Annotated in this window: 26 protein-coding genes, 1 tRNA gene and 2 pseudogenes; 16 read left to right on the top strand and 13 right to left on the bottom strand. The window is 35.2% G+C overall.

From position 1 onward, the window contains the following. Nucleotides 1-8: 8 nt before the first annotated feature. From QM956_RS09980 to QM956_RS09965, 4 genes are all read left to right on the top strand, one after another. The gene (locus QM956_RS09980) at nt 9-701 is read left to right on the top strand and encodes a 5'-methylthioadenosine/adenosylhomocysteine nucleosidase (RefSeq protein WP_049544051.1); all 693 of its coding nucleotides are present in this window, start codon (nt 9-11) and stop codon (nt 699-701) included. A gap of 76 nt (nt 702-777) precedes the next feature. Beyond that, entirely contained in the window at nt 778-1,269 is a 492-nt protein-coding gene (gene rocS / locus QM956_RS09975; protein ID WP_000021242.1) for a chromosome segregation protein RocS, read from the top strand. Nucleotides 1,270-1,366: 97 nt separating this feature from the next. Continuing rightward, nucleotides 1,367-1,957, top strand: coding sequence for a 3'-5' exonuclease (locus QM956_RS09970; RefSeq protein WP_414302486.1), 591 nt, complete (start codon nt 1,367-1,369; stop codon nt 1,955-1,957). 8 nt (nt 1,958-1,965) lie between these two features. Further along, on the top strand, nt 1,966-3,729 hold the full coding sequence (locus QM956_RS09965) for a glycerophosphoryl diester phosphodiesterase membrane domain-containing protein (RefSeq protein WP_414302485.1): 1,764 nt from the start codon (nt 1,966-1,968) through the stop codon (nt 3,727-3,729). A gap of 72 nt (nt 3,730-3,801) precedes the next feature. Here QM956_RS09965 and QM956_RS09960 read toward each other — a convergent pair whose 3' ends face one another. From QM956_RS09960 to QM956_RS09910, 11 genes are all read right to left on the bottom strand, one after another. Further along, nucleotides 3,802-4,101 (bottom strand): YbaB/EbfC family nucleoid-associated protein, encoded by a 300-nt coding sequence (locus tag QM956_RS09960; protein WP_000981526.1) that lies wholly within the window; start codon nt 4,099-4,101, stop codon nt 3,802-3,804. Between the two features lie 70 nt (nt 4,102-4,171). Continuing rightward, a complete protein-coding gene (locus QM956_RS09955; RefSeq protein ID WP_411865534.1) occupies nt 4,172-5,323 on the bottom strand; it encodes a site-specific integrase in 1,152 nt (383 codons plus the stop codon). 1 nt (nt 5,324) lies between these two features. Next, nucleotides 5,325-5,573, bottom strand: coding sequence for a DUF3173 family protein (locus QM956_RS09950; RefSeq protein ID WP_001156231.1), 249 nt, complete (start codon nt 5,571-5,573; stop codon nt 5,325-5,327). Then, the gene (locus tag QM956_RS09945; RefSeq protein WP_411865535.1) at nt 5,574-6,746 is read right to left on the bottom strand and encodes a Rep family protein; all 1,173 of its coding nucleotides are present in this window, start codon (nt 6,744-6,746) and stop codon (nt 5,574-5,576) included. Nucleotides 6,747-6,894: 148 nt separating this feature from the next. Beyond that, the gene (locus QM956_RS09940) at nt 6,895-7,500 is read right to left on the bottom strand and encodes a hypothetical protein (protein ID WP_414302484.1); all 606 of its coding nucleotides are present in this window, start codon (nt 7,498-7,500) and stop codon (nt 6,895-6,897) included. Beyond that, on the bottom strand, nt 7,497-8,597 hold the full coding sequence (locus QM956_RS09935) for a cell division protein FtsK (protein WP_411865537.1): 1,101 nt from the start codon (nt 8,595-8,597) through the stop codon (nt 7,497-7,499). Before QM956_RS09935 ends, QM956_RS09940 begins: the two co-directional genes overlap by 4 nt. Before the next feature lie 3 nt (nt 8,598-8,600). After that, on the bottom strand, nt 8,601-8,924 hold the full coding sequence (locus QM956_RS09930; protein WP_411865538.1) for a hypothetical protein: 324 nt from the start codon (nt 8,922-8,924) through the stop codon (nt 8,601-8,603). A gap of 222 nt (nt 8,925-9,146) precedes the next feature. Then, complete coding sequence (locus QM956_RS09925; RefSeq protein WP_414302483.1) at nt 9,147-10,214, bottom strand: hypothetical protein; 1,068 nt, start codon at nt 10,212-10,214, stop codon at nt 9,147-9,149. Nucleotides 10,215-10,328: 114 nt separating this feature from the next. Further along, nucleotides 10,329-10,970: a hypothetical protein gene (locus QM956_RS09920; protein ID WP_084929594.1), complete on the bottom strand. Its 642-nt coding sequence runs from the start codon at nt 10,968-10,970 to the stop codon at nt 10,329-10,331. A 97-nt stretch (nt 10,971-11,067) separates the two neighbouring features. Next, entirely contained in the window at nt 11,068-11,982 is a 915-nt protein-coding gene (locus tag QM956_RS09915) for a hypothetical protein (protein ID WP_084929593.1), read from the bottom strand. 289 nt (nt 11,983-12,271) lie between these two features. Further along, the gene (locus QM956_RS09910) at nt 12,272-12,859 is read right to left on the bottom strand and encodes a recombinase family protein (protein ID WP_247953148.1); all 588 of its coding nucleotides are present in this window, start codon (nt 12,857-12,859) and stop codon (nt 12,272-12,274) included. Between the two features lie 390 nt (nt 12,860-13,249). Here QM956_RS09910 and QM956_RS09905 point away from each other — a divergent pair. After that, nucleotides 13,250-14,048, top strand: a pseudogene (locus QM956_RS09905) (IS5 family transposase). A 56-nt stretch (nt 14,049-14,104) separates the two neighbouring features. On the opposite strand, the gene QM956_RS09900 reads toward QM956_RS09905, so the two are convergent. Both QM956_RS09900 and QM956_RS09895 read right to left on the bottom strand, forming a co-directional pair. After that, the gene (locus tag QM956_RS09900) at nt 14,105-14,347 is read right to left on the bottom strand and encodes a type B 50S ribosomal protein L31 (protein WP_000710764.1); all 243 of its coding nucleotides are present in this window, start codon (nt 14,345-14,347) and stop codon (nt 14,105-14,107) included. 95 nt (nt 14,348-14,442) lie between these two features. Continuing rightward, nucleotides 14,443-15,378 (bottom strand): DHH family phosphoesterase, encoded by a 936-nt coding sequence (locus QM956_RS09895; protein ID WP_394865803.1) that lies wholly within the window; start codon nt 15,376-15,378, stop codon nt 14,443-14,445. Nucleotides 15,379-15,481: 103 nt separating this feature from the next. On the opposite strand from QM956_RS09895, the gene QM956_RS09890 reads away from it, so the two are divergent. The 11 genes and pseudogenes from QM956_RS09890 to QM956_RS09840 all read left to right on the top strand — a co-directional run. Further along, nucleotides 15,482-15,925: a flavodoxin gene (locus QM956_RS09890; protein ID WP_001162128.1), complete on the top strand. Its 444-nt coding sequence runs from the start codon at nt 15,482-15,484 to the stop codon at nt 15,923-15,925. A gap of 115 nt (nt 15,926-16,040) precedes the next feature. Further along, nucleotides 16,041-16,307: a chorismate mutase gene (locus QM956_RS09885; RefSeq protein ID WP_261052627.1), complete on the top strand. Its 267-nt coding sequence runs from the start codon at nt 16,041-16,043 to the stop codon at nt 16,305-16,307. After that, a complete protein-coding gene (gene crcB / locus QM956_RS09880; RefSeq protein WP_261052629.1) occupies nt 16,304-16,678 on the top strand; it encodes a fluoride efflux transporter CrcB in 375 nt (124 codons plus the stop codon). The genes QM956_RS09885 and crcB (QM956_RS09880) overlap by 4 nt, the downstream gene beginning before the upstream one ends. Continuing rightward, nucleotides 16,672-17,001, top strand: a complete 330-nt coding sequence (gene crcB / locus QM956_RS09875; protein ID WP_261052630.1) for a fluoride efflux transporter CrcB — start codon at nt 16,672-16,674, stop codon at nt 16,999-17,001. The genes crcB (QM956_RS09880) and crcB (QM956_RS09875) overlap by 7 nt, the downstream gene beginning before the upstream one ends. Nucleotides 17,002-17,119: 118 nt before the next feature. Next, nucleotides 17,120-17,467 carry a 50S ribosomal protein L19 gene (rplS, locus tag QM956_RS09870; protein ID WP_001068669.1) on the top strand — a complete coding sequence of 116 codons (348 nt, stop codon included), beginning with the start codon at nt 17,120-17,122 and terminating at the stop codon, nt 17,465-17,467. Nucleotides 17,468-17,509: 42 nt separating this feature from the next. Then, a tRNA-Arg gene (locus tag QM956_RS09865) sits at nt 17,510-17,581 on the top strand. An 11-nt stretch (nt 17,582-17,592) separates the two neighbouring features. Next, nucleotides 17,593-17,793, top strand: a pseudogene (locus QM956_RS09860) (type ISP restriction/modification enzyme); the annotation flags it as partial. A 216-nt stretch (nt 17,794-18,009) separates the two neighbouring features. Next, on the top strand, nt 18,010-18,183 hold the full coding sequence (locus QM956_RS09855; RefSeq protein WP_261056535.1) for a hypothetical protein: 174 nt from the start codon (nt 18,010-18,012) through the stop codon (nt 18,181-18,183). Continuing rightward, nucleotides 18,180-18,959 (top strand): replication initiator protein A, encoded by a 780-nt coding sequence (locus QM956_RS09850; protein ID WP_414302482.1) that lies wholly within the window; start codon nt 18,180-18,182, stop codon nt 18,957-18,959. Before QM956_RS09855 ends, QM956_RS09850 begins: the two co-directional genes overlap by 4 nt. 99 nt (nt 18,960-19,058) lie before the next feature. Further along, nucleotides 19,059-20,417: a DNA (cytosine-5-)-methyltransferase gene (dcm, locus tag QM956_RS09845; RefSeq protein WP_414302481.1), complete on the top strand. Its 1,359-nt coding sequence runs from the start codon at nt 19,059-19,061 to the stop codon at nt 20,415-20,417. Continuing rightward, the coding region (locus QM956_RS09840; RefSeq protein WP_414302480.1) for a hypothetical protein at nt 20,401-20,758 on the top strand (358 nt) is incomplete at its 3' end. The genes dcm and QM956_RS09840, both read left to right, overlap by 17 nt.

Here is a 20,758-nt window from a genome sequence, read left to right as displayed (position 1 = left end):
GAATTGAAATGAAAATAGGAATTATTGCGGCTATGCCAGAAGAACTGGCGTATCTGGTCCAGCATTTGGACAATGCCCAGGAGCAAATTGTTTTAGGCAATACCTATCACACAGGAACCATTGCTTCTCATGAAGTCGTTCTTGTAGAAAGTGGAATTGGTAAGGTGATGTCTGCTATGAGTGTAGCTATTTTAGCTGATCATTTTCAAGTGGATGCTGTGATTAATACGGGATCAGCTGGGGCAGTAGCAGAAGGTATTGCTGTTGGGGATGTTGTGATTGCTGACAAATTAGCCTATCATGATGTGGATGTCACAGCATTTGGCTATGCTTATGGACAAATGGCACAACAACCGCTTTATTTTGAATCAGATAAAACCTTTGTTGCTAAAATTCAAGAGAGTCTATCTCAATTGGACCAGAACTGGCATCTTGGATTGATTGCTACAGGAGATAGTTTTGTCGCAGGAAATGATAAGATAGAAGCGATTAAGTCCCATTTTCCAGATGTTTTGGCTGTTGAGATGGAGGGGGCGGCTATTGCTCAGGCAGCGCATGCCCTTAATCTTCCAGTCTTAGTCATCCGAGCTATGAGTGATAATGCCAACCATGAAGCAAACATCTCTTTTGATGAGTTTATTATCGAAGCTGGACGTCGCTCTGCCCAAGTCTTGTTAGCCTTTTTGAAGGCCTTAGATTAAGCGAAAATTTGACAGTTTTTCTAGCTTATGATAAGATTTAAGTAAAGAAAAGCTAGAAAACGTTTCAGAGGATATTATGAGTATTGAAATGACCGTCAGTGAGATTGCAGAGGTCTTAGGATTATCTCGCCAAGCAATCAATAACCGTGTCAAAGAATTACCAGAAGAAGACACAGATAAAAATGACAAAGGGGTAACAGTCGTTACCAGAAGTGGCTTGATTAAGCTAGAAGAAATCTATAAAAAAACGATTTTTGAAGATGAGCCTGTCAGTGAAGATGTCAAGCAACGTGAACTGATGGAGATTCTGGTTGATGAGAAGAATGCAGAAATTCTTCGTCTCTATGAACAATTAAAAGCCAAGGATCGTCAGTTATCAGAAAAAGATGAGCAGATGCGCATCAAAGATCGTCAGATTGCTGAGAAAGACAAACAACTGGATCAGCAGCAACAGTTGACCCTTCAAGCCATGAAGGATCAAGAAAATCTTAAGCTAGAGCTGGACCAAGCAAAAGAAGAAGTTCAATCCACTAAGAAAGGCTTTTTTGCTCGTTTATTTGGAGGATAATCAAGGAGCTGTTTAGGTTACATGCTAACCTGATGGCTTCTTTTGTTTCTAATAGTATAGTTGATCAAGTTAAATAACAGTAGAGGAGAGGTAGAAAATGGAACGATTAGAAGATTACATTGCTTTTGATTTAGAATTTAATCAGCACGAAGGACAAACACACCTGATTCAAGTATCGGCAGTGCGTTTTAGAGATGGTCAGGAAATTGATGCCTATGATTCCTATGTTCATACCAGTGTGCCTCTAAAAAGTTTTATCAATGGATTGACGGGGATTACAGCTGAGACCTTAAAAGATGCCCCTCCAGTAGAGAAAGTTATAGCAGAATTTCAAGAGTTTGTGGGTTCTGTACCAATGGTAGGCTACAATGCTGCTAAAAGTGATTTGCCTATTCTAGCAGACCATGGTTTAGACTACAGCCGACAGTACAAGGTGGATCTGTATGATGAAGCTTTTGAACGTCGGAGTTCGGATTTACACGGTATTGCCAATCTCAAATTGCAAACCGTTGCCTCGTTTCTTGAATTTCAAGGTCAGTCTCATAATAGCTTAGAGGATGCTCGTATGACAGCGCGTGTTTACGAGTCCTTTCTAGAGTCAGACCAAGCTAGAGAATTGTTAGGGACAGAAAGTAGTCTATCAAACAATCCTTTTGGAGGCTTGGACTTGTCTCAATTATTTGACTAGGAGTGCCTATGAAACCTGAAAAACCTAAAAATCTAGGTTTTAAGCAGATATACTTTAATCTAGATAAAATACTCTTTCTCTTTTTCTTGACTTTTATGATGATTGAGTTTGTCTGGTTACCGTCCAATTCTTGGATTGCTGGACTTTTACTCCGTCAGACAGGTTATCTCTTTCTATCTTACAACAATATTTTTGCCATTATAAAGGGTTCTCCCTTTGTTAGTCTTGCTTTATTTATTCTGGTAATCGTTAATTTACTGATCGCCTATTACCAGATAGGACTTCTCTTTATCGGAGCCCGGCATTTATTATGCCATGAAAAAAGGACCTTGCTGGAGTACAGTCGCAAGGTCTTTCGCCAAAGTTTTTTGTTTATGAAGCAAGTCACGCTTGCAAAGATAGCCTTTATCTTCTTTTATGTCATGATGCTCTTTCCATTGATTCGAAAGATTTTAAAGATTTACTACCTAAATAAAATTGTCATACCGGACTTTATCGTTGATTATGTAGAAGACAAGTATTGGCTAGTAGGTATAGTGGTTACTATTCTGGCTTTACTTCTATTTTACATTTCAGTGCGTTTCATGTTTGCTCTACCTCAGCTTTTATTTGAGAAAAAAACAGTCAAAGAAGCAGTCAGATACAGTCTAGAGAAGACAAGAAAGCACTCCTGGTTTTATACTTGGAACTTGCTTTGGATTGTCGTCAAAACCTACCTATTTTTCATTCTTTTATTGATTCCAATATTAGCAAGTCAGGTGCTGATGGATGGTTTGACCCATAAGGAATCTCTTGTGCTGGGAATTATCAACTTTGTCTTGATTAAGAATTTCCACTATATGGCCTTGACTTATTTCCTTATTAAGTTTGTTTCCTTCTTAACGGGAGAAGAACTAGAAATCACACCAAGGAGAAAGAAAGACCACTGGATGAGATGGGGAGTGATGGGCTGTGCCGCTATCTTTTTCGCTCTCGAGGGTTATGTTTATTTAGAAGCTCCAGTTGCCAATAAACCTTTGATTATCTCTCACAGGGGAGTATCCAATAAGAATGGTGTGCAAAATACAGTCCAATCACTAGAAAAAACCGCTCAGTTATCTCCAGATTTCGTTGAGACAGATATTCAGGAAACAAAAGATGGCCAGTTTGTCATGATGCATGATGCCAATATCAAGAATTTGACAGGAGTTAATGCCAATCCACAGGATCTAACTTTGAAAGAATTAACCAAACTTGATATTTCAGAAAATGGTTATCATAGCAAGGTGTCCAGTTTTGATGACTATCTCAATAAAGCCAATGAATTGCATCAAAAACTTCTTATTGAGATTAAAACCAGTCGAAAAGATAGCCCAGATATGATGAAACGCTTTATGGAAAAATATGGAACTGTTCTTAAGCAGAATGGTCACCAAATGCAATCCTTGGACTACCATGTGATTGACCAGGTTTTAGCCTACGATACTCAAATTCCAGTCTATTTCATCCTACCTTATAATAGTATTTTCCCAAGAACGAAAGCCACAGGCTACACCATGGAGTATTCAACTTTAGATGAAAATTTTGTCAACAAGCTTTGGAATACGGATCAGAAATTGTACGTGTGGACCATCAATAGTTCAGAGTCCTTTGATAAATCAGTTCATTTGGGTGCAGATGGCATGATAACAGATGACTTGGAAATGATTCAAGATCAGCTTACCATTGCCCAAGAAAACCCAGAGTATACTGAATTGCTTTTCAAACAGGCCATGGAATTCTTTAATTTTTAGTAATCAAAAAGAGGAACAGTTGTTCCTCCCATGATAGGCAAGTATTCTATTGAATGCTTGTTTTTCTTATGCTTAGAATGGCAATTTTCCAGCGAAAGCACCCAATTTTTTCTTGGTAGTTTCATCGATTTGTTCAAGAGCAGAGTTGATGGCTTGAACAGTCATATCAGAAAGAGTTTCAAGATCTTCAGGGTCAACGACAGCTGGATTGAAGTCAATGCTGACAACTTTTTTGTCACCAGTTAAGGTCGCTTGAACAAGGTCTTGAGCAGATTTGCCAACAAATTGCATAGCAGCAAGTTCAGCTTGGCTTTGTTCCATTTGTTTTTGAAGTTTTTGTGCTTGACGCATCATGTTTTGCATGTTCATCATAAGATTTTTAAGATTCCTTTCATTTCAAGGCTTTGAGCCTTTTTAATAAATTTTTTTGCCATTTTTTGCCCTAAAAGTTGTCAAAAGCATTGGCGACTTCTTTTTGTTGAGTTGGGAATAGGTGAGAGTAGATGTTGATTGTTGTATTAATACTACTGTGTCCAAGTCGTTTCATAAGTGTAAAAAATATATAATCTTTTCCTTCACCATTTCTGAGTCCTTTTGAAATTAGAAATGCTGCATGTGAGTGTCGGAAATCGTGATTACGAATCATTTTTAATGATGCAGGCATTCTTTTTTTCAATTTAATCTTTTGATTAGAAACCATTGGAGCAGTTAGTTGTAAAGGACTGTCTTGAAAGATTTGTAAGTCTTCTGTATTGTCCGTAAACTCTACTAATAGTTGAGCTTGTTTTTCTTTCCATTCCGTTAGTTCTTGAACGAATGCTTTATGAATATAAATTCGACGATTGGATTGAGTAGTTTTTACCGTTCCGATATGGACCTTGTTATTACGAAAGTAAGCAGAATACTTAATATCGATATAACCCTCTGATAAATTAATCTGTTTCCAAGTTAAGGCCAATGCTTCGCCAACACGAACGCCTGTAAACATCAGCACTCGATAAAATAGCTGAAACATATATTCATCTTCTGTGAACAGAGAATCAAATAGCTTGAATTCTTCAGGAGTGAAATAAGACATCTCCTTGTGTTTATCAGGCAGTTTTCTTAGTCCATTGCATGGATTATCTTGTCTAAGACGATTAGCGACAGCAACATCAAACATTTTATGTAGAAAAATCATTAGCTGATTAACGGTCGTGCTTGATAGTGTTCCTCCTTTGACACTTGGTTGTTTGACCAACCAATCTCTAAATTTTTTTACTTCATGGATAGTAATGGCAGACATATCTGCATGCTCAAAAAACTTAGAGACATATTGGTTATAATAGGATATCTGTGTATCAATGGTACCACGTTTATTCCCACGGAGTTCATCTTCTTGTTGAACTAAAGAGTAAAGGTGAGAAACAGATATTTTATCTTTAATATGAACTTGGTGAAGTTTGTTTAATCGATAATCTGCTTCATATTGAACAGCTTCTTTACGAGTGGTAAATCCTGACTTTCTATGCCGTTTGATTTCACCAGTCAATGGGTCTATGCCATCGGTAATATCTACTTTCCATTTTCCCTTGTATCCTTTAATAACTGACATATTATTTTCCTCTTTCTATGTCAGTAGCGAAGAGTACAGTATCTATTATATCATTTTTTGAGATGATTTTGAATCCAAGAATTTCTTCGGCAATAGTTTTTGGTATTCTTCCAATCCTTTTGTTTTTATAAAGTTGAAAACCTCTTTCGACAAGTAATTTTTTACCCTCTCGTATAACACGTCTAGCTGTGCCTTCTGGATATCCTTGATTTGCGATATCTATGTAGGTAACTGTTTGAATTTCTTGCATTTATTCATTCCTTTCCTTTTTCTTATTCAATTCTAAAAATAACTGGTACGATTTGTCTTGAATAGTTTCTTCTCTATCAGTCTGATTTTTAAAGGGGTTTGGTAATTTATTGCCATGGTCTATATAAAACATCTGGTCTAATGGAGAATACTTATAGAACTGTAGATATTCTTTTGAGATTTCTATGACTAGTGTTAGTCTTCTCATTAATTGTCCCCAAGAATCAATGTGGCTTGTTTGTTTCTTCTTTGTTAATTCTAAGAAAAAATTATATGGGGAGTATGGGCTTGTAATGATGTATACGTTAGCTAAAAGAGGTTTGTCAAAATAACGACTACTTGCCATCGCTTTAACATTGTAAGGGTCAAACATTTTGAGTAAGTCTGAGTAGTCAAATTGATGGGGGCGTAATTCGTCTAAGATAATCACGTGTTCTAAATTGTATTGTTGAAAAGGGTCACGGATTGAGCCCGTAATAAAATAGTTAAGGTCATACTGTTCTGCGTATTGACGTGCTAGACGAGTCTTCCCTGTTCCCGCTTTTCCAAAAAGCCAAATAATCGTAACAATTTCATTCTTGTCAATCATTTCTTGTCGCCATAGTTCGGCTTGTGTTTCTAGTCGTTTTAAATAGACGGTTTCTATTTTTTGCCTTGCTTTGGCATATTGTGAACCAGTAAGTCGTTGTTCAATTTCTGATTTTGTAATATTACCAGTATAAAGTAGATCCAGTAGATTATCTATAATCATAGTGTCATTTATTTCATATCGTTTGGTTACATTTCTTTCGATAGTGTCTAATAGGAGTAAATAGTCAAAATTCGCAATAACTTCTTTGGGAGAATATTGATACTTATCTTGGTCTGACGAAGTATGATGAACTAAATAAGAGTAAGCATTATTTATAGAACCACGCCACTGTTCAAAACATTGTATTGGTTGACTAGTTAGTTTAGCTAGATTATTTAGACTTCTAGCGCTTTCAAATTGAAGGATAAGATGGATATGAGGAGCTACAGCAGTTCCGTCACTTCCTATGTCTTTATCATGTAAAATTCCTGCGAAGCGAATTGGTTTTAGAACATCTGTTAGTTCTTTAATTATAGATTGAATATTTGATGTTTTGAAATAGTCTATTTGTTGAACAAACATAACATTGCGTGCTTTTACCATTTAAAACTCCTTTATTTTTGGAACAATGGAACAACATTATACTACTTCAATAACAAGCCCAGAAGTAGTATAGTTCTGTCCTGACCAAATTGGAACATAAAACCAGCTCGGAGCTCTTGCCTTACGGCAAGCTCCGCTAGTATACAAATCAATTATGCTTTCTCGTCCCTTGTATTATATGATTAAGTGAAGTACTATCTTTGGGAGAGAATGTATATATTTCACGATAGACTCTTGTAAGATAGTCGTACAAAAAAGGTAATTTTTTTTGTAAAATTGTATCAATATCTGAGTTTTCTGCCCATGGTATAATAACTAGAATATATTCATGAGTTATAGTACATCTGATAGATTGAACAATAGTTTTGTACTCTTTTACAACCTCACAATCGATTTCACTGCCTCTCTTTAGCATTTGTTTTCGTACTATCCTTAATCGATTTACTGTTCGGAAAAAGTTGAAAAACTTATCTTCTTTTATCCACACGATGCAAAGAATGGTATGAGCTAAAAGATAGATAATCGTGACGATAGTGATTGTTTGAAATAGCAAAGATTGCCCTATTTGAAAATTATTCCGAATTTGTCCCCAAGCGTTCCAAGAGATAATAGTACTAACTTGGTTAATAAACCATATACCTGCTAGAAATAACCCCCATAGAAAGCCTAAAAATAATTCTAAAGGCAGTAAGTAGTAGAGTTTATCGGTAATTACAGTGGTTTGTCTTATTATTTTTTTATAAAAATTTTTCATAAATTTTCTCCTTTAAAAGTTGGTATGAGCAACGGCATGACATTAGGTGGTGTTATACCATCAATGACTTGAACAATACCAGTTCCTTTTCCGTTAGGAATGACAATTCCTGTCTCTGAATCTAAGTCTGGGAATAAAAACGTTGTCGTTTTTCTGTTGATTAAACCAAGTTGTATCAAGAAATTACATTGCTCTCTAACGGCAATCGGTAAAGCGTTTGTGTCCATCCGCTGGCTCACTAGGATTAGGTGAACAGATGTTGCTCGTCCAAGTAGTGCAATATTGGATAATAGTGCAAAAAAGGTATCTTTAACATTTTTAGAAGTCAAAGAGGTTAAAGCAAGCAATTCATCAATCACCAGACAACGATGTTGAAATTTTTTAGAAGGATTTTCAAGAAGCTCCGATTGTCTTTGATAGATAGTATCTAGTTCCACTTTTAGCAAGCTGTTTACCTTGGAAACAAATTCATCAGATGAGAAGTCTTTCTCTTGATAAAGAACAGGTATGTTCTGTTTTAAGCAGTAGCGAGAGATAGAATCGCACTTGGGGTCCACGACTGTTACATGAGCAAATTGATTAATAACAGAGATTAGATAGGTCAAAGCGTAGCTCTTTCCAGAACCAGAAGAACCAGCAATCAAGCAATGAACGATGCGATTGAAATCAATTCGATAATTTTTCATGAGTTCAAAACTTTCGTTTTGAACGCTGACATCAGATAGCTTTTGATACGTCAATCTTTCAGGTATTCCCCTAAAGAATGGAAACCTAAAAGCACGACTAGTGTTAATGCTTACACCATCACCATCACGTTTGACAATATAGGCCGATGGCTGTTTAAGAAATGTCAACATAGGGTAGGCACTTGTAGATAAAATTTGAAAAATCTGTTGGTATAGATTGTTATCCAAAATGTACGCACAAGGAAACCTTGGGACAAAGTCTAGATAATTGTCACCATATATGAATTGGAAGGAATTTGTAGTTGAAGAGATAGAGCTGTTCCTCAACCCTAGCTCCACAGACTGGACAAGATAGTCGGCGTTTACTACAAACTCCCGTTTATTTTCTGATTGCATAAATGGAAATACCATTGATTACTTACCTCCTTTGTTTAATACGGTTACAGAGTTCGCTCGGAAATAGATGTTACCTCTGACATTGCAGGCCTCTGCACCTTGAAATTCAATCTCGTCAAATTGTTCGATAGTTTGTTGGGATGAGAATTTAACCTCAAAAGGCTGTTGTCCTTTAATAACGAACCAATAACGATATGAGTCAATTTCGTTTGTTGGGCTATTATCAACGTATTTCATGCGAATATTCGCTTCAGGGGATAATACAATTGCAGTTTTTTCGTTATCGAAAATTTCTTGAAATAGTTGGTTAGAATAGCCAGTTTTAGCTTTCATTTTAAACATAATTATTTTTTTATAATCAGCATACCTAGGATTTGCTGATTCCTTTCTTTATTTTTTAATAAGCGCTTATAGTCTTATTTTAAATCACAATAGGATAGAATTCATTACTAGTCTTGAAACTATAATTATCGTTTCAAAACTATAATGAGAGGAACATAAAAGCAGTCGCTTATGCGACTGCCACGAATTGATACTTATATGTTAATGTGTGTGATTATCTTTCTAAATAAGCTGATTTTCCAAAAAATTTGTTAAATCTATGAAATCTAGTATATTTAGATTTAATTCGGTTAGACTTTTAATTTTTTTATTTTGGTTATCATTATAAAATTTCTTTAGGTATTCTACATCTTTGTCTAATTTGTCCTTATCATAGTACATACAGATAGATGAAGATGTATCAAATTCATTTACGGTTTGTTTAGCTTTACTTATAAATAATATGAAATTATCAATATTTAAGCTTCTATCTAATAAATTTAAAAATTGTTCAGATGAAAATACTTCAATAAAAAAATTATTATTTAGTCTAGCGAATATACTATCATTGTTACCTTTTGACTCTTTAAGAATCTCTTTTTTGATTTTTTCTTTATAGAATTCAAGAAGTTTATCTGAATTTATATCTATAAAATTATTGAAGGAACTAATAAATACTTGATAATTCTCTTCACTATTCAAAATATATTCAAATAAAAAATTTGTATGTAGTGTATGATTGAAGATTAGCCTTTTGAAATCAATAAAGAATTCCATATAATCATCACAATGATAGTTAAAAGCACCTATATAAGTATCCAAATCTGTATCTGTTTTTGATGATGAAATGATATTGATAAGTAGCTTGTTTGAAACATTTATAAGAATTTCTTCCTTTATGAACGAATCTTTAAAAATATTTTTATAGGTCGCATTTCCAAAGAAAATATCATCAGTAGAAGTATCTATAAAGGGATTGGAATCAGAGTTATTGAATAAAATCAATAAAAGGGAAAATTTTAAAAAATTTAAAATTTCATTTTCTGATTCAAATATAACTTCCTCATGTGTTACATTGAACATTTTTGCAAAAATATCAATTTTTTCTTGAGACATAAGAAATTTACTGTTTACAGGTTTACCTTTTAAAATGTTTGATAATGTTGGTTCGTTTATTGGAAGATCTGAACCTTCAGTTTGATATTTGTCTTTGACTTTCCGTGTGAATTGAGCTTGTGTGGTATATGAAACTTTGATTTTGTTTTTTAGACGTAAGCCTATCATACGATATAAATAATTTGTAAAATTCATATTTTTCTCCATATTTTTCAAGAGTTATAATAGTTGGGAAAAAATATAACAATATAATTGTGGTTGAGAAATTGAAAATCTGATATAGAGCGTTGTTTATACATTCACATATGTTTATTTTATTCTTTTATAGTGCTTCTCTTTTCCATGTTCTTTGGTTATTAAATCTGCCTCTATTTCCTCAGCTCTCGACCCCGCAGATATAATATAAATAATAATAATAAGAGGGGGGATTATTAGTTTTAATAATTCAGCTAATGAGTAAATTCCTAGGCTAATTGATGAAGTAATTAAATCAAAAGTCGGTTCAATGAGTAGAACAATGGGTAATATATAAAAGAGTTTATTTTTGGAATTTTTAATGCTAGTTATCACATAGCTCAAAATTCCTAAAACTAATAAGTAATAAGCTGGACCAGCCTTACTTTCTATATGTAATCCAATACTTGTTTCATTTTGCATTCCTGTCAAAAATTGTCTGACTACAAAGATTAATCCGGCTAAAATAAATGGTCTAATATCTAATTTTAGTGGAAAGAATCTTAAAACTAATATAGAGATGATAAATGCAAAATATGCAAAAACGTATTCTGCTTTAATCATAACTATGATTTGTTGCACCATGTTCGAAGGAATATCATTGTTAATGATACCAAGAGGTAAAGATGTTTTAGAAGATATAAAAGGTATGAATAATGCAATACAAACTGATAAAAATAATGAAATTTCAGGACTATATTTTTTAATTATCCCCATACTAAATTCACCCTCCTAATGCTTGTTTTAAAATATTATTACTTGTCTTTTTATTTGTTTAGGGCATTTTTTAAAGACGAGCAGTATATCTAATTTATTATTTTTTATCAACGGTAATATTCTTTAAGTTTGTTTTAGGATTATCAAGCGTGTATAGTGTATTTTTATTGGTTCGAATTGCAATTGTATTTTCATGGTCTTTGTTTACTCCAATATTGAAAGTCGAATCGTAGATATCCGTAGCATAAAATAGAGAAACACCAAAACCATTGTCTTCAGTTGTAGGGAAGTAATTTTTTAGTGGATTTGAAAAATCAATTTTCTTATTTTTCTTATCAAATATTGTTCCAGTATATTTCAAAGATTCATAAGCAGTCTGATTTCCGCTGCCATCTGTTTTTAAGTTTATAGAATATGAACCAGTACTAGGTTTGGAGAATTCTGTAAGTTCATTGGAATTTTCTAATGCCTGTATAGTTTTTTTATGTCGTTCAATTCGTTGCTCATGTTCCTCAGCTGAACCATTTGCTATTCCAACTGCCCCTTCAGGATATTTGTCTAGTTTTGCTTTATATTCATCTAGTTCCTTTTGTGTAAGTTCTAAATCTTCCTTATAATAATTGACGAGGTTGTCATAATAAGTTTTTATATTTTGCTTATGAAGTTCTTTCGCTTTCTCAATAACTTCCTTGTCAGATAATTTACTAACGTCGCCTAATGTTAAATATTTACTATTTTTACTTCCACGTAAATCATATGCTGTAATTGTGTCATTTTTTGCAACTAATAAAAATTGGATTCTAGTTTCTTTTGAGGTTGATTTAGAATTTTCTAAATCATAGATAATGGTTTCATTTTTTGATAAGTATTCAGCAAATTCAGTACTTTTGCTTTTTGAAGATACTTGTTCTATTTGTTTTTCTTCTTGATTACTTTGAGACTTAGTATGAGTACATGCAGTCAGAATGCATCCTGAAAGAAGTAGTGAAATTAAAACTATTTTGCGATTCATATAAAATTCTCCGTTAGTTACTATTTGTATTTGTAAAAATTAAATTATTGTGCATGAAGATAAGTAGTTAATAAAATTATTTTTTCATTATCAAAGAACTCCTAAAACAAAAATTATTAAATAAATGGTCTCTGTCCTAAAACCTAGACTTTTTTGGACAAACTTGATAGAATGGTAGTGTAATAATAATCGGTCAAAATGCTGGATTTTAGAACCTTTTTTCTAACGAAAATGGTTCTAAAATAAAGTGTATTTCCTGTCCAAAAAATCCTAGGTTTTTTGACAGGAACTATGAATTTTTTATCCAATTATGAAAGGTGCTTTTTGATACTCCTAAGATGTCTGCACCTTCTCGTAAGGTTATTTCTTTTTTCGTATATTGAGCTATTACATCAGGGAGATTATCCGGGGCAAGCAATTTTGGTCTACCGAATTTTTTCCCTTTTTTCTTTGCTTCTCGTATTCCTTCCATTTGTCTTTGTTTGATTTGTTCTCTTTCAAACTGTGCCACATAAGATAGAACTTGCAAAACGATGTCAGATATTAGTTTTCCTGTGATATTGTCATCGCTGTTCTTTGTGTTTAATAAGGGGAAATCTAAAACAGTTATATTTACTTTCTTTTTCTTAGTAATTGATTGCCATTGTTCTAAAATTTCATCATAGTTTCTTCCCAATCTATCAATTGATTTAATAACTAATTCATCATTCTCCTTCAAGGTAGTTAATAATTTTTGATATTCGATTCTGTCAAAATCCTTTCCTGAAACATAATCAATAAAAATATTTTCTTTTGGTAATTTGTTTTCTACTAAGGCTGAAAATTGCCTATCAATATTTTGTTCTCTTGTAGATACTCGAACATAACCGTAACGCATAAGGCTACCACCTATCTTTTTATCTCTATTTTAGACGAAAAGAAAACTACCGCCCATAATGAGTGGTAGTTTGGTGTACTCTTTGCTACTGTATTTTTTGCCAAGATTTTGTCTTGGATGCGTGAATAGTAGTGTTGGATAAAAAATCTTAAGGGCTTAAAATCCTTTTAAACCAACCTTTTTGATGTTTACAAAAATTAAAAACAGTATGTTCAATTTTTGCATGTTCATCATGGTGATTTATAGTTTCCTTTTACAATTATTTTCCTTTTTATTTTATCAATTTTGGGGTTAAAAGTCTAATCTTTTTTGAGTGAATCTAAGAATTGTGCTTGGCAGTGGAAAATAAAAGTAGACTTCCTGTGAAACAAAATATGATACAATAAAACTATGAATTATGAAGTAAGTAAACCATTAAGTGATGCACGATTTAAGCGCCTTGTTGGTGTTCAGCGCACTACTTTTGAAGAGATGTTAGCTGTGTTAAAAACAGTTTATCAACTTAAACACGCAAAAGGTGGACGAACCCCTAAGTTAAGCCTAGAAGACCTCCTCATGGCTACTCTTCAATACATGCGAGAATACCGCACTTATGAACAAATTACGGCTGATTTTGGCATTCACGAAAGCAACTTAATCCGTCGGAGTCAATGGGTTGAAGAAACTCTTATTCAAAGTGGCTTTACGATTTCAAGAACTCATCTTAGTGCTGAGGATACGGTGATTGTGGATGCAACAGAGGTAAAAATCAATCGTCCTAAAAAATCAACTATCCAATTATTCTGGTAAAAAGAAATGTCATTCTATGAAGGCTCAGGCGATTGTCACAAGCCAAGGGAGAATTGTTTCTTTGGATATTGCAGTGAACTATTGCCATGATATGAAGTTGTTCAAAATGAGTCGCAGAAATATCGGACAAGCTGGTAAAATCTTGGCAGACAGTGGTTATCAAGGGATCATGAAGATGTATTCACAAGCGCAAATTCCGAGGAAATCAAGAAAACTTAAGCCACTAACTCTTGAAGATAAATCCTATAATCATGTGCTATCTAAAGAGAGAATCAAGGTTGAGAATATTTTGGCCTAAGTAAAAACGTTTAAAATGTTTTCAACAACTTATCGAAATCGACGTAAACGATTTGGATTACGAATGAATTTGATTTTCGAAGAGTATGAGTTTGGAACATGAAAACAGCAGTTGATTTCAAGAAACAAAAAAGAACAGCCGAAGCTGTCTTTTTATCATTATTTGAGACCGTATTTTTTGTTGAAACGATCCACGCGTCCATCTGCTTGAGTGAACTTTTGACGTCCAGTGTAGAATGGGTGTGAGTCTGATGAAATTTCCACACGGATCAATGGGTAAGTTTCGCCTTCGAACTCAACAGTTTCGTTAGAGCGTTTTGTTGAACCGCTAAGGAATTGGTAACCAGTAGTTGTGTCCATGAAGACAACTGGGCGATATTCTGGATGGATATCTTTTTTCATTTTGCAATATTTCCTTTCTGCCATGGTCTCTTTGCGAGCCATAGATTGTTACCATACTAGTCTATCAGATTCTGAAAAGTTTGGCAAGTATTTTATCAGTTTTTAAGCAAGTTTTTTAACTTTTGGTAGATGATTTCGTTTTCTTCTAGGCTATAGGAATTAGCACCACTTGCTAGAGGGTGGCCTCCGCCATCATGTTCCTTGGCAATTTCATTGATAGGATGGATTTTACTGCGTAAGCGAACGCGGTAGTGGCCATCAGCCTGTTCGACAAAAATTCCCCAGAGACTAACACTGTCAATGCGTCCAGGTGCCCCCACAATAGCTGCAGTTTCCGCATCGGTCACATTAAATTGTTTCAAGACTTCTTGACTCAGGAAGACACGAGCTGCACCATTTTCATCCACTTCCAGATGGTCGTAGATATAACCTTGAAGTTTAGCAATTTTGTAGCTCATAGTGTCCATTTTACGAGTGAGAGCCGCAAAGTCAAAGTTCTGTTCTCTCAGAGAGGCAGCCAGGCGGAGGGTGCGTGCAGTGGTAGAAGGGTAGAGGAAACGACCTGTATCACCAACAATTCCTGCAAAGAGTAATTCAGCAGCGCGATCTGACAAGGCCAGTTGAGTTGTTTGGGCAAATAGGGTAATCATCTCACTAGCGCTACTTGAACTAGTATCCACCCAAGATAGGTCACCATATACATCATCATTTGGATGGTGGTCAATTTTAATGAGAAAATCACCTTGACTATAGCGTTTATCATCGATACGAGCAGTATTAGCCGTATCACAGACGATGACAAGTGCCCCTTGATAGGCACGATCTTCAACGAGATCCATTTCAGCCATCCAAGTAAGAGTTGGTTCATCAAAACCAACTGCTTTGATAGTTTTTTCTGGGAAATGATGTTTGAGAAGAGCTTTCAAGCCCACTTGACTTCCCAAGGCATCTGGGTCTGGTTTCATATGACGGTGAATGATAATCGTGTCGTATTCTTTGATTTTTTCTAAAATTTGATGGCAAATGTCCATAAATAACCTCAATTCTTTCTCATTTCATTGTAGCACAAGAATTTTTATTTTTAAAATGAAAAAGATGTGATATAATGGAGAAAGATAAATTGAGGAGGACGATATGGCATTAGCAAAAATTGTATTTGCCAGTATGACCGGTAATACCGAAGAAATTGCAGATATTGTAGCAGACAAATTACGTGACTTGGGCTTGGATGTCGATGTTGATGAATGTACAACTGTTGACGCTTCAGACTTCTTGGAAGCAGACATCGCTATCGTTGCGACCTATACTTATGGTGATGGAGAATTGCCAGATGAGATGATGGACTTCTATGAAGACCTAGCAGACCTCAACTTGAATGGCAAAATCTATGGAGTGGTCGGCTCAGGAGATACCTTCTACGATGAATTCTGTAAGGCTGTTGATGACTTTGACCGTGTCTTTGTGTCAACAGGAGCAGAAAAAGGTTCAGAGTGTGTTAAAGTTGATCTTTCTGCCGAGGAAGAAGATATTGAGCGCTTGGAACAATTCGCAGAAGAATTGGCTGCTAAAGTAGGATAAGCATAAACGTGCGCTGATGTGATCAATCAGTGCATTTTTCTTATCATGAGTTGGGATTTTACTAGCCTATTTGATAGCTTTTTGATACAATAATTCAAATAAAGGAGGAGGCTGTATGGATTTAGATATTATTCGTCAAGAAATTGACCAAATCGACGATCAAATTGTTAAACTTCTAGAAGAACGAATGCATTTGGTTGAGGGTGTAGTTGCCTATAAGAAGGCTTCAGGGAAACCGATTTTAGATACCAAGAGAGAAGCAATTATTTTTGAAAAGGTCAGAAATCGTGTAGGAGACAAGCGATATCAGGAGACTATTGTTGCGACTTTTTCGGACATACTCAAACGTTCGCGTGATTATCAGGATCAAAATATCAAATGAAAAAAGAACAATTTTATCCGCTAGGGATTTTTCTAGCTGCTATGTTGGGCGGACTTGTCCGCTACCTAGTTTCCACTTGGTTACCAGCCAGCCCAGATTTCCCCTTGGGCACTCTCTTTGTCAACTATCTGGGTATTTTCTGCTTGGTTTATCTTGTCAAGGGCTATCTGGTCTATAAGGGAACTAGTAAGGGCTTGGTTTTAGCACTAGGTACAGGTTTTTGCGGAGGTTTAACAACCTTTTCTAGTCTAATGCTTGATGCTGTTAAACTACTGGATACAGGGCGTTATCTTAGTTTAGTCCTGTATTTGCTTTTGAGTATTGGTGGAGGCCTACTTTTGGCTTATTTTCTAGGGAGGAAAAAATGGTAATCGTCTATCTTGCAATTGCTTGTGGCTTAGGAGCGCTCGTACGGTATTTCTTTTCCCGCTATAATCAAGCATCTAAATTGCCCCTCGGAACGCTCATAGCCAATCTTTTGGGTTGTTTTTTGATTGGCTTGCTCTACAACCATGTGGAGTCTAAGGAAGTCTATGCTATTCTAGCAACTGGCTTTTGCGGAGGTTTAACAACCTTCTCTACCTTGAATGATGAACTTCAAAGACTGTTAAGTGATAAGAAGGTATTTTATAGCTACCTATCCTTAACCTACCTAGGTGGTTTAGTAGCGATTTTTTTAGGAATTCTGCTATAAATTTCTTTACTTTTTGGTGGAAATTTGGTAAACTGTATCTTGTGTGTAATGGACGCACAAAAATACAGTTTATCCGCTGAGGAAGTTTCCTCAAGATTGACAAAGATAGGAGAATAAAATGAATCCATTAATCCAAAGCTTGACTGAAGGTCAACTTCGTACAGATATCCCATCATTCCGTCCTGGTGACACTGTTCGTGTACACGCGAAAGTTGTCGAAGGTAACCGTGAACGTATCCAGATTTTTGAAGGTGTTGTTATTGCACGTAAAGGTGCTGGCATCTCTGAAAACTACACAGTTCGTAAAATCTCTAACGGTGTAGGTGTTGAGCGTATCTTCCCAATCCACACTCCACGTGTTGAAAAAATCGAAGTTGTTCGTTACGGTAAAGTACGTCGTGCGAAATTGTACTACTTGCGTGCTCTTCAAGGTAAAGCAGCTCGTATCAAAGAAATCCGTCGTTAATTCGACTAAAAAACTCTGCTTTTTCAGCAGAGTTTTTATCTAGCTCCCTTAGTTCAATGGATATAACAACTCCCTCCTAAGGAGTAGTTGCTGGTTCGATTCCGGCAGGGGGCATGTAAACTATTGAAAATGCGTATGAATATGTTATGAATGAACGCTTTGCTACTGAATGGATAATAGAACAGTATCAAGTCAAAACTGATAAAAAATCAGGAATTACAGATGACCAAAATGATTATAGTGATGATGAAATGTACTTCTTCAATTTGCTGTTGATAATCATCAACGTATCTATTCAAACGGTTGGTCTAGAAGAATTAAAATAATAAAACATTGTGAAGTAGAATAAATGCTTAAAACCCTTGAATTTCAAGGGTTTTTGTGAGTACAGATTTTTATTTTTTACATTGTTATAAGTGCTTAATTGAGCAATAATTATCAATAAAAACATTTTTTTGGTGTTGAGTTTGGTGTTCAAATATTTATTATGTTACGGAAAGGAATTTCACAATCTTTCCGTTTTTTTATTTTCTGGAGGAAAAATGACAAAAGAATTACAATCATCACGCTATATTGTCATTTCATTTTTAGTACGTGAAATGGGAATAGATATTGTTGAAGCCATCTCTCTTATGGCTGAATTAGAAAAAAGTGGCTTGGTTCGATTGGAACCAAGTGGAGATTTAATACTCAAAGAACTTGGAGGAGCGCTATGAAACGAATTACCGCAAATCAATACCAAACTTCAGAACGGTATTATAAATTACCTAAAATTCTTTTTGAGGATGAGAAATATATGGATATGAAACTAGAAGTAAAGGTGGCTTATTCTATTTTAAAAGATCGTTTAGAATTATCTCTCAGTCGTGGTTGGATAGATGAAGAAGGAGCAGTATATTTAGTATTTTCTAATTCTAAACTGATGAGGCTGTTAGGTTGTTCGAAGTCAAAATTACTGTCCATCAAAAAAATTCTTAAAGAATATGACTTAATTGATGAAGTCCAACAGTCTTCAAGTGAGAAAGGGAGACTAGCTAATAAGATTTATTTAGGGGAATTATCTTCTAACCCAGTAGTTAATTCTGACAGGCCTGGTGTTAAAAAAAGACTAGGGCAGGCTGAATATGATACGGCCCCCGTCTCATATTCAGCCCCTAGTGAGACTGAAGTTAGTGAGACTAAATATAGTGAGACTGATTCATTATTTATTGAGGATGAGGAGGAGAGGAATACTCAACCTATCTTGAGAAGAAAAGTAGAAAAGGTCACAAAATACGATCGAGATTATATTTGGGGATTAGTACAAGATCAATTTAGACGAGAGGGTTTTTCTGAAACAGCCAGTGATATAGCTATGACTGATTTTGAGAGAATCTATCAATATGCTCTTGACAATGTTCGCTTTGTTAGACGAGCGGAAGTTTTGGCTGAATTTGTGTTTAACGGCTTGTATTCTGTTTGGAATAACCGTGTTAGAAAAGGAGGTGGTTAAAATGTCGCCAATCGAGTGGATATTAGTTATGCTCATTTTAATTTCAAGTGGTGTGACTTTTTGGACATTGATAGTCGATCAGAAAGGGGGGATAAAGAAATGAGATTTATTGATTTATTTTCAGGTATCGGTGGTTTTCGACTAGGAATGGAAAGTGTTGGACACGAGTGTATTGGATTTTGTGAGATTGATAAATTTGCTAGAGAATCTTATAAATCCATTTTTCAAACGGAAGGAGAAATAGAATTTCATGACATACGAAATGTTTCAGATGACGAATTTAAAAAACTTAGAGGGAAAGTCGATGTCATCTGTGGGGGATTCCCTTGTCAAGCATTTTCAATCGCAGGAAGACGATTGGGATTTGAAGATACTAGAGGCACTTTATTTTTTGAAATTGCTCGGGCGGCCAAACAAATCCAACCACGTTTTCTTTTTCTTGAAAATGTTAAAGGCCTACTCAATCACGATAAGGGACGGACGTTCACCACAATCCTTACCACGCTTGATGAATTGGGGTTTGATGTTGAGTGGCAGGTGCTTAACAGTAAGGATTTTGGCGTTCCCCAAAATAGAGAGAGGGTGTTTATTATCGGACATTCTAGAAAGAGAGGTACCAGACTCTTATTTCCTTTCAGACGAGAAGGTCAAGCAACTAACTCTGAGACTTTGAAAGTACTAGGAAATTTGAATCCATCAAGAAGTGGAATGAGTGGTAAAGTCTATTATTCAGAAGGTCTTTCGCCAACCTTAGTTCGTGGAAAAGGAGAAGGATTTAAAGTTGCGATTCCTTGTATGACACCAGATAGATTAGAAAAGAGACAAAATGGTAGACGTTTCAAGGATAATCAAGAGCCAATGTTTACTTTAAATACTCAAGTTCGTCATGGTATTGTCGTTGTTGGAGATTTACCAACTAGCTTTAAGGAAACTGGTCGCGTCTATGGAAGTGAGGGCTTATCTCCAACACTGACTACGATGCAAGGAGGAGATAAAATCCCCAAAATACTAATTCCAGAACCAATCCAATTTCTAAAAGTACGGGAAGCAACGAAAAAAGGATATGCTCAAGCAGAAATAGGAGATTCAATCAATTTGGAAAGACCAAGTTCTCGGTATCGTCGTGGTAGAGTTGGAAAAGGTATAGCGAATACGTTAACAACTAGTGGTCAAATGGGAGTAGTAGTGGCTAGCTATGAAGGAGAAGATAAGCAAGTTTATCAAGTAGCCGGTGTCTTGATAGATGGACAATTTTACCGTCTGAGGATACGACGAATCACTCCTAAAGAGTGTTTTCGCTTGCAGGGATTTCCTGATTGGGCTTTTGAAGCTGCTAGAAAAGTCTCTAGTAATAGTCAGCTCTATAAACAAGCTGGTAATAGTGTAACCGTTCCTGTGATTACCGCAATCGCAAAGAAATTAAAAGAAATAGAGGAAAAAGATGAAAGCATTAAATAAAGAATCAATACTAGATTGTGATGAATTAGAAACAGAATTACATGACGCAGAAATCAAACAGCTGGATGAACAAATATTTTTGATGCCCAATTATCCATGTGAGTTTGAGGTGACATTTTTAGATGATTACCATAAAAAACACAATTACCCACTATTTTACGAATCCTATCTTCAAAACATTATGGAATTCCTTGAAAGTCAGGATATAAAGAACGGAGCTGATGCCTTTGTAGATGATCATCAAAATCTTGTTTTTGTTTTATATGGACAAGGCTATCGAGCCGAGGGAAAAGAGGGAATACTTACAACCCAAGTAACTGTAAAAGCTTATGATGAAGACA

Origin of the sequence: Streptococcus mitis (assembly GCF_047460035.1) — a bacterium.
In the GTDB taxonomy this organism is placed as follows: Bacteria; Bacillota; Bacilli; order Lactobacillales; family Streptococcaceae; genus Streptococcus; species Streptococcus mitis_DW.
The sequence above is the reverse complement of the archived record's forward strand: the minus strand, read 5'-3'. Positions and strand labels throughout refer to the sequence as shown.

Bases quoted from the DNA above. Each gene is read 5' to 3' on its own strand.
- QM956_RS09980 (WP_049544051.1), top strand. From the start codon at position 9: ATGAAAATAGGAATTATTGCGGCTATGCCAGAAGAACTGGCGTATCTG.
- rocS (WP_000021242.1), top strand. From the start codon at position 778: ATGAGTATTGAAATGACCGTCAGTGAGATTGCAGAGGTCTTAGGATTA.
- QM956_RS09970 (WP_414302486.1), top strand. From the start codon at position 1,367: ATGGAACGATTAGAAGATTACATTGCTTTTGATTTAGAATTTAATCAG.
- QM956_RS09965 (WP_414302485.1), top strand. From the start codon at position 1,966: ATGAAACCTGAAAAACCTAAAAATCTAGGTTTTAAGCAGATATACTTT.
- QM956_RS09960 (WP_000981526.1), bottom strand. From the start codon at position 4,101: ATGATGAACATGCAAAACATGATGCGTCAAGCACAAAAACTTCAAAAA.
- QM956_RS09955 (WP_411865534.1), bottom strand. From the start codon at position 5,323: ATGTCAGTTATTAAAGGATACAAGGGAAAATGGAAAGTAGATATTACC.
- QM956_RS09950 (WP_001156231.1), bottom strand. From the start codon at position 5,573: ATGCAAGAAATTCAAACAGTTACCTACATAGATATCGCAAATCAAGGA.
- QM956_RS09945 (WP_411865535.1), bottom strand. From the start codon at position 6,746: ATGGTAAAAGCACGCAATGTTATGTTTGTTCAACAAATAGACTATTTC.
- QM956_RS09940 (WP_414302484.1), bottom strand. From the start codon at position 7,500: ATGAAAAATTTTTATAAAAAAATAATAAGACAAACCACTGTAATTACC.
- QM956_RS09935 (WP_411865537.1), bottom strand. From the start codon at position 8,597: ATGGTATTTCCATTTATGCAATCAGAAAATAAACGGGAGTTTGTAGTA.
- QM956_RS09930 (WP_411865538.1), bottom strand. From the start codon at position 8,924: ATGTTTAAAATGAAAGCTAAAACTGGCTATTCTAACCAACTATTTCAA.
- QM956_RS09925 (WP_414302483.1), bottom strand. From the start codon at position 10,214: ATGAATTTTACAAATTATTTATATCGTATGATAGGCTTACGTCTAAAA.
- QM956_RS09920 (WP_084929594.1), bottom strand. From the start codon at position 10,970: ATGGGGATAATTAAAAAATATAGTCCTGAAATTTCATTATTTTTATCA.
- QM956_RS09915 (WP_084929593.1), bottom strand. From the start codon at position 11,982: ATGAATCGCAAAATAGTTTTAATTTCACTACTTCTTTCAGGATGCATT.
- QM956_RS09910 (WP_247953148.1), bottom strand. From the start codon at position 12,859: ATGCGTTACGGTTATGTTCGAGTATCTACAAGAGAACAAAATATTGAT.
- QM956_RS09900 (WP_000710764.1), bottom strand. From the start codon at position 14,347: ATGAAAAAAGATATCCATCCAGAATATCGCCCAGTTGTCTTCATGGAC.
- QM956_RS09895 (WP_394865803.1), bottom strand. From the start codon at position 15,378: ATGGACATTTGCCATCAAATTTTAGAAAAAATCAAAGAATACGACACG.
- QM956_RS09890 (WP_001162128.1), top strand. From the start codon at position 15,482: ATGGCATTAGCAAAAATTGTATTTGCCAGTATGACCGGTAATACCGAA.
- QM956_RS09885 (WP_261052627.1), top strand. From the start codon at position 16,041: ATGGATTTAGATATTATTCGTCAAGAAATTGACCAAATCGACGATCAA.
- crcB (WP_261052629.1), top strand. From the start codon at position 16,304: ATGAAAAAAGAACAATTTTATCCGCTAGGGATTTTTCTAGCTGCTATG.
- crcB (WP_261052630.1), top strand. From the start codon at position 16,672: ATGGTAATCGTCTATCTTGCAATTGCTTGTGGCTTAGGAGCGCTCGTA.
- rplS (WP_001068669.1), top strand. From the start codon at position 17,120: ATGAATCCATTAATCCAAAGCTTGACTGAAGGTCAACTTCGTACAGAT.
- QM956_RS09855 (WP_261056535.1), top strand. From the start codon at position 18,010: ATGACAAAAGAATTACAATCATCACGCTATATTGTCATTTCATTTTTA.
- QM956_RS09850 (WP_414302482.1), top strand. From the start codon at position 18,180: ATGAAACGAATTACCGCAAATCAATACCAAACTTCAGAACGGTATTAT.
- dcm (WP_414302481.1), top strand. From the start codon at position 19,059: ATGAGATTTATTGATTTATTTTCAGGTATCGGTGGTTTTCGACTAGGA.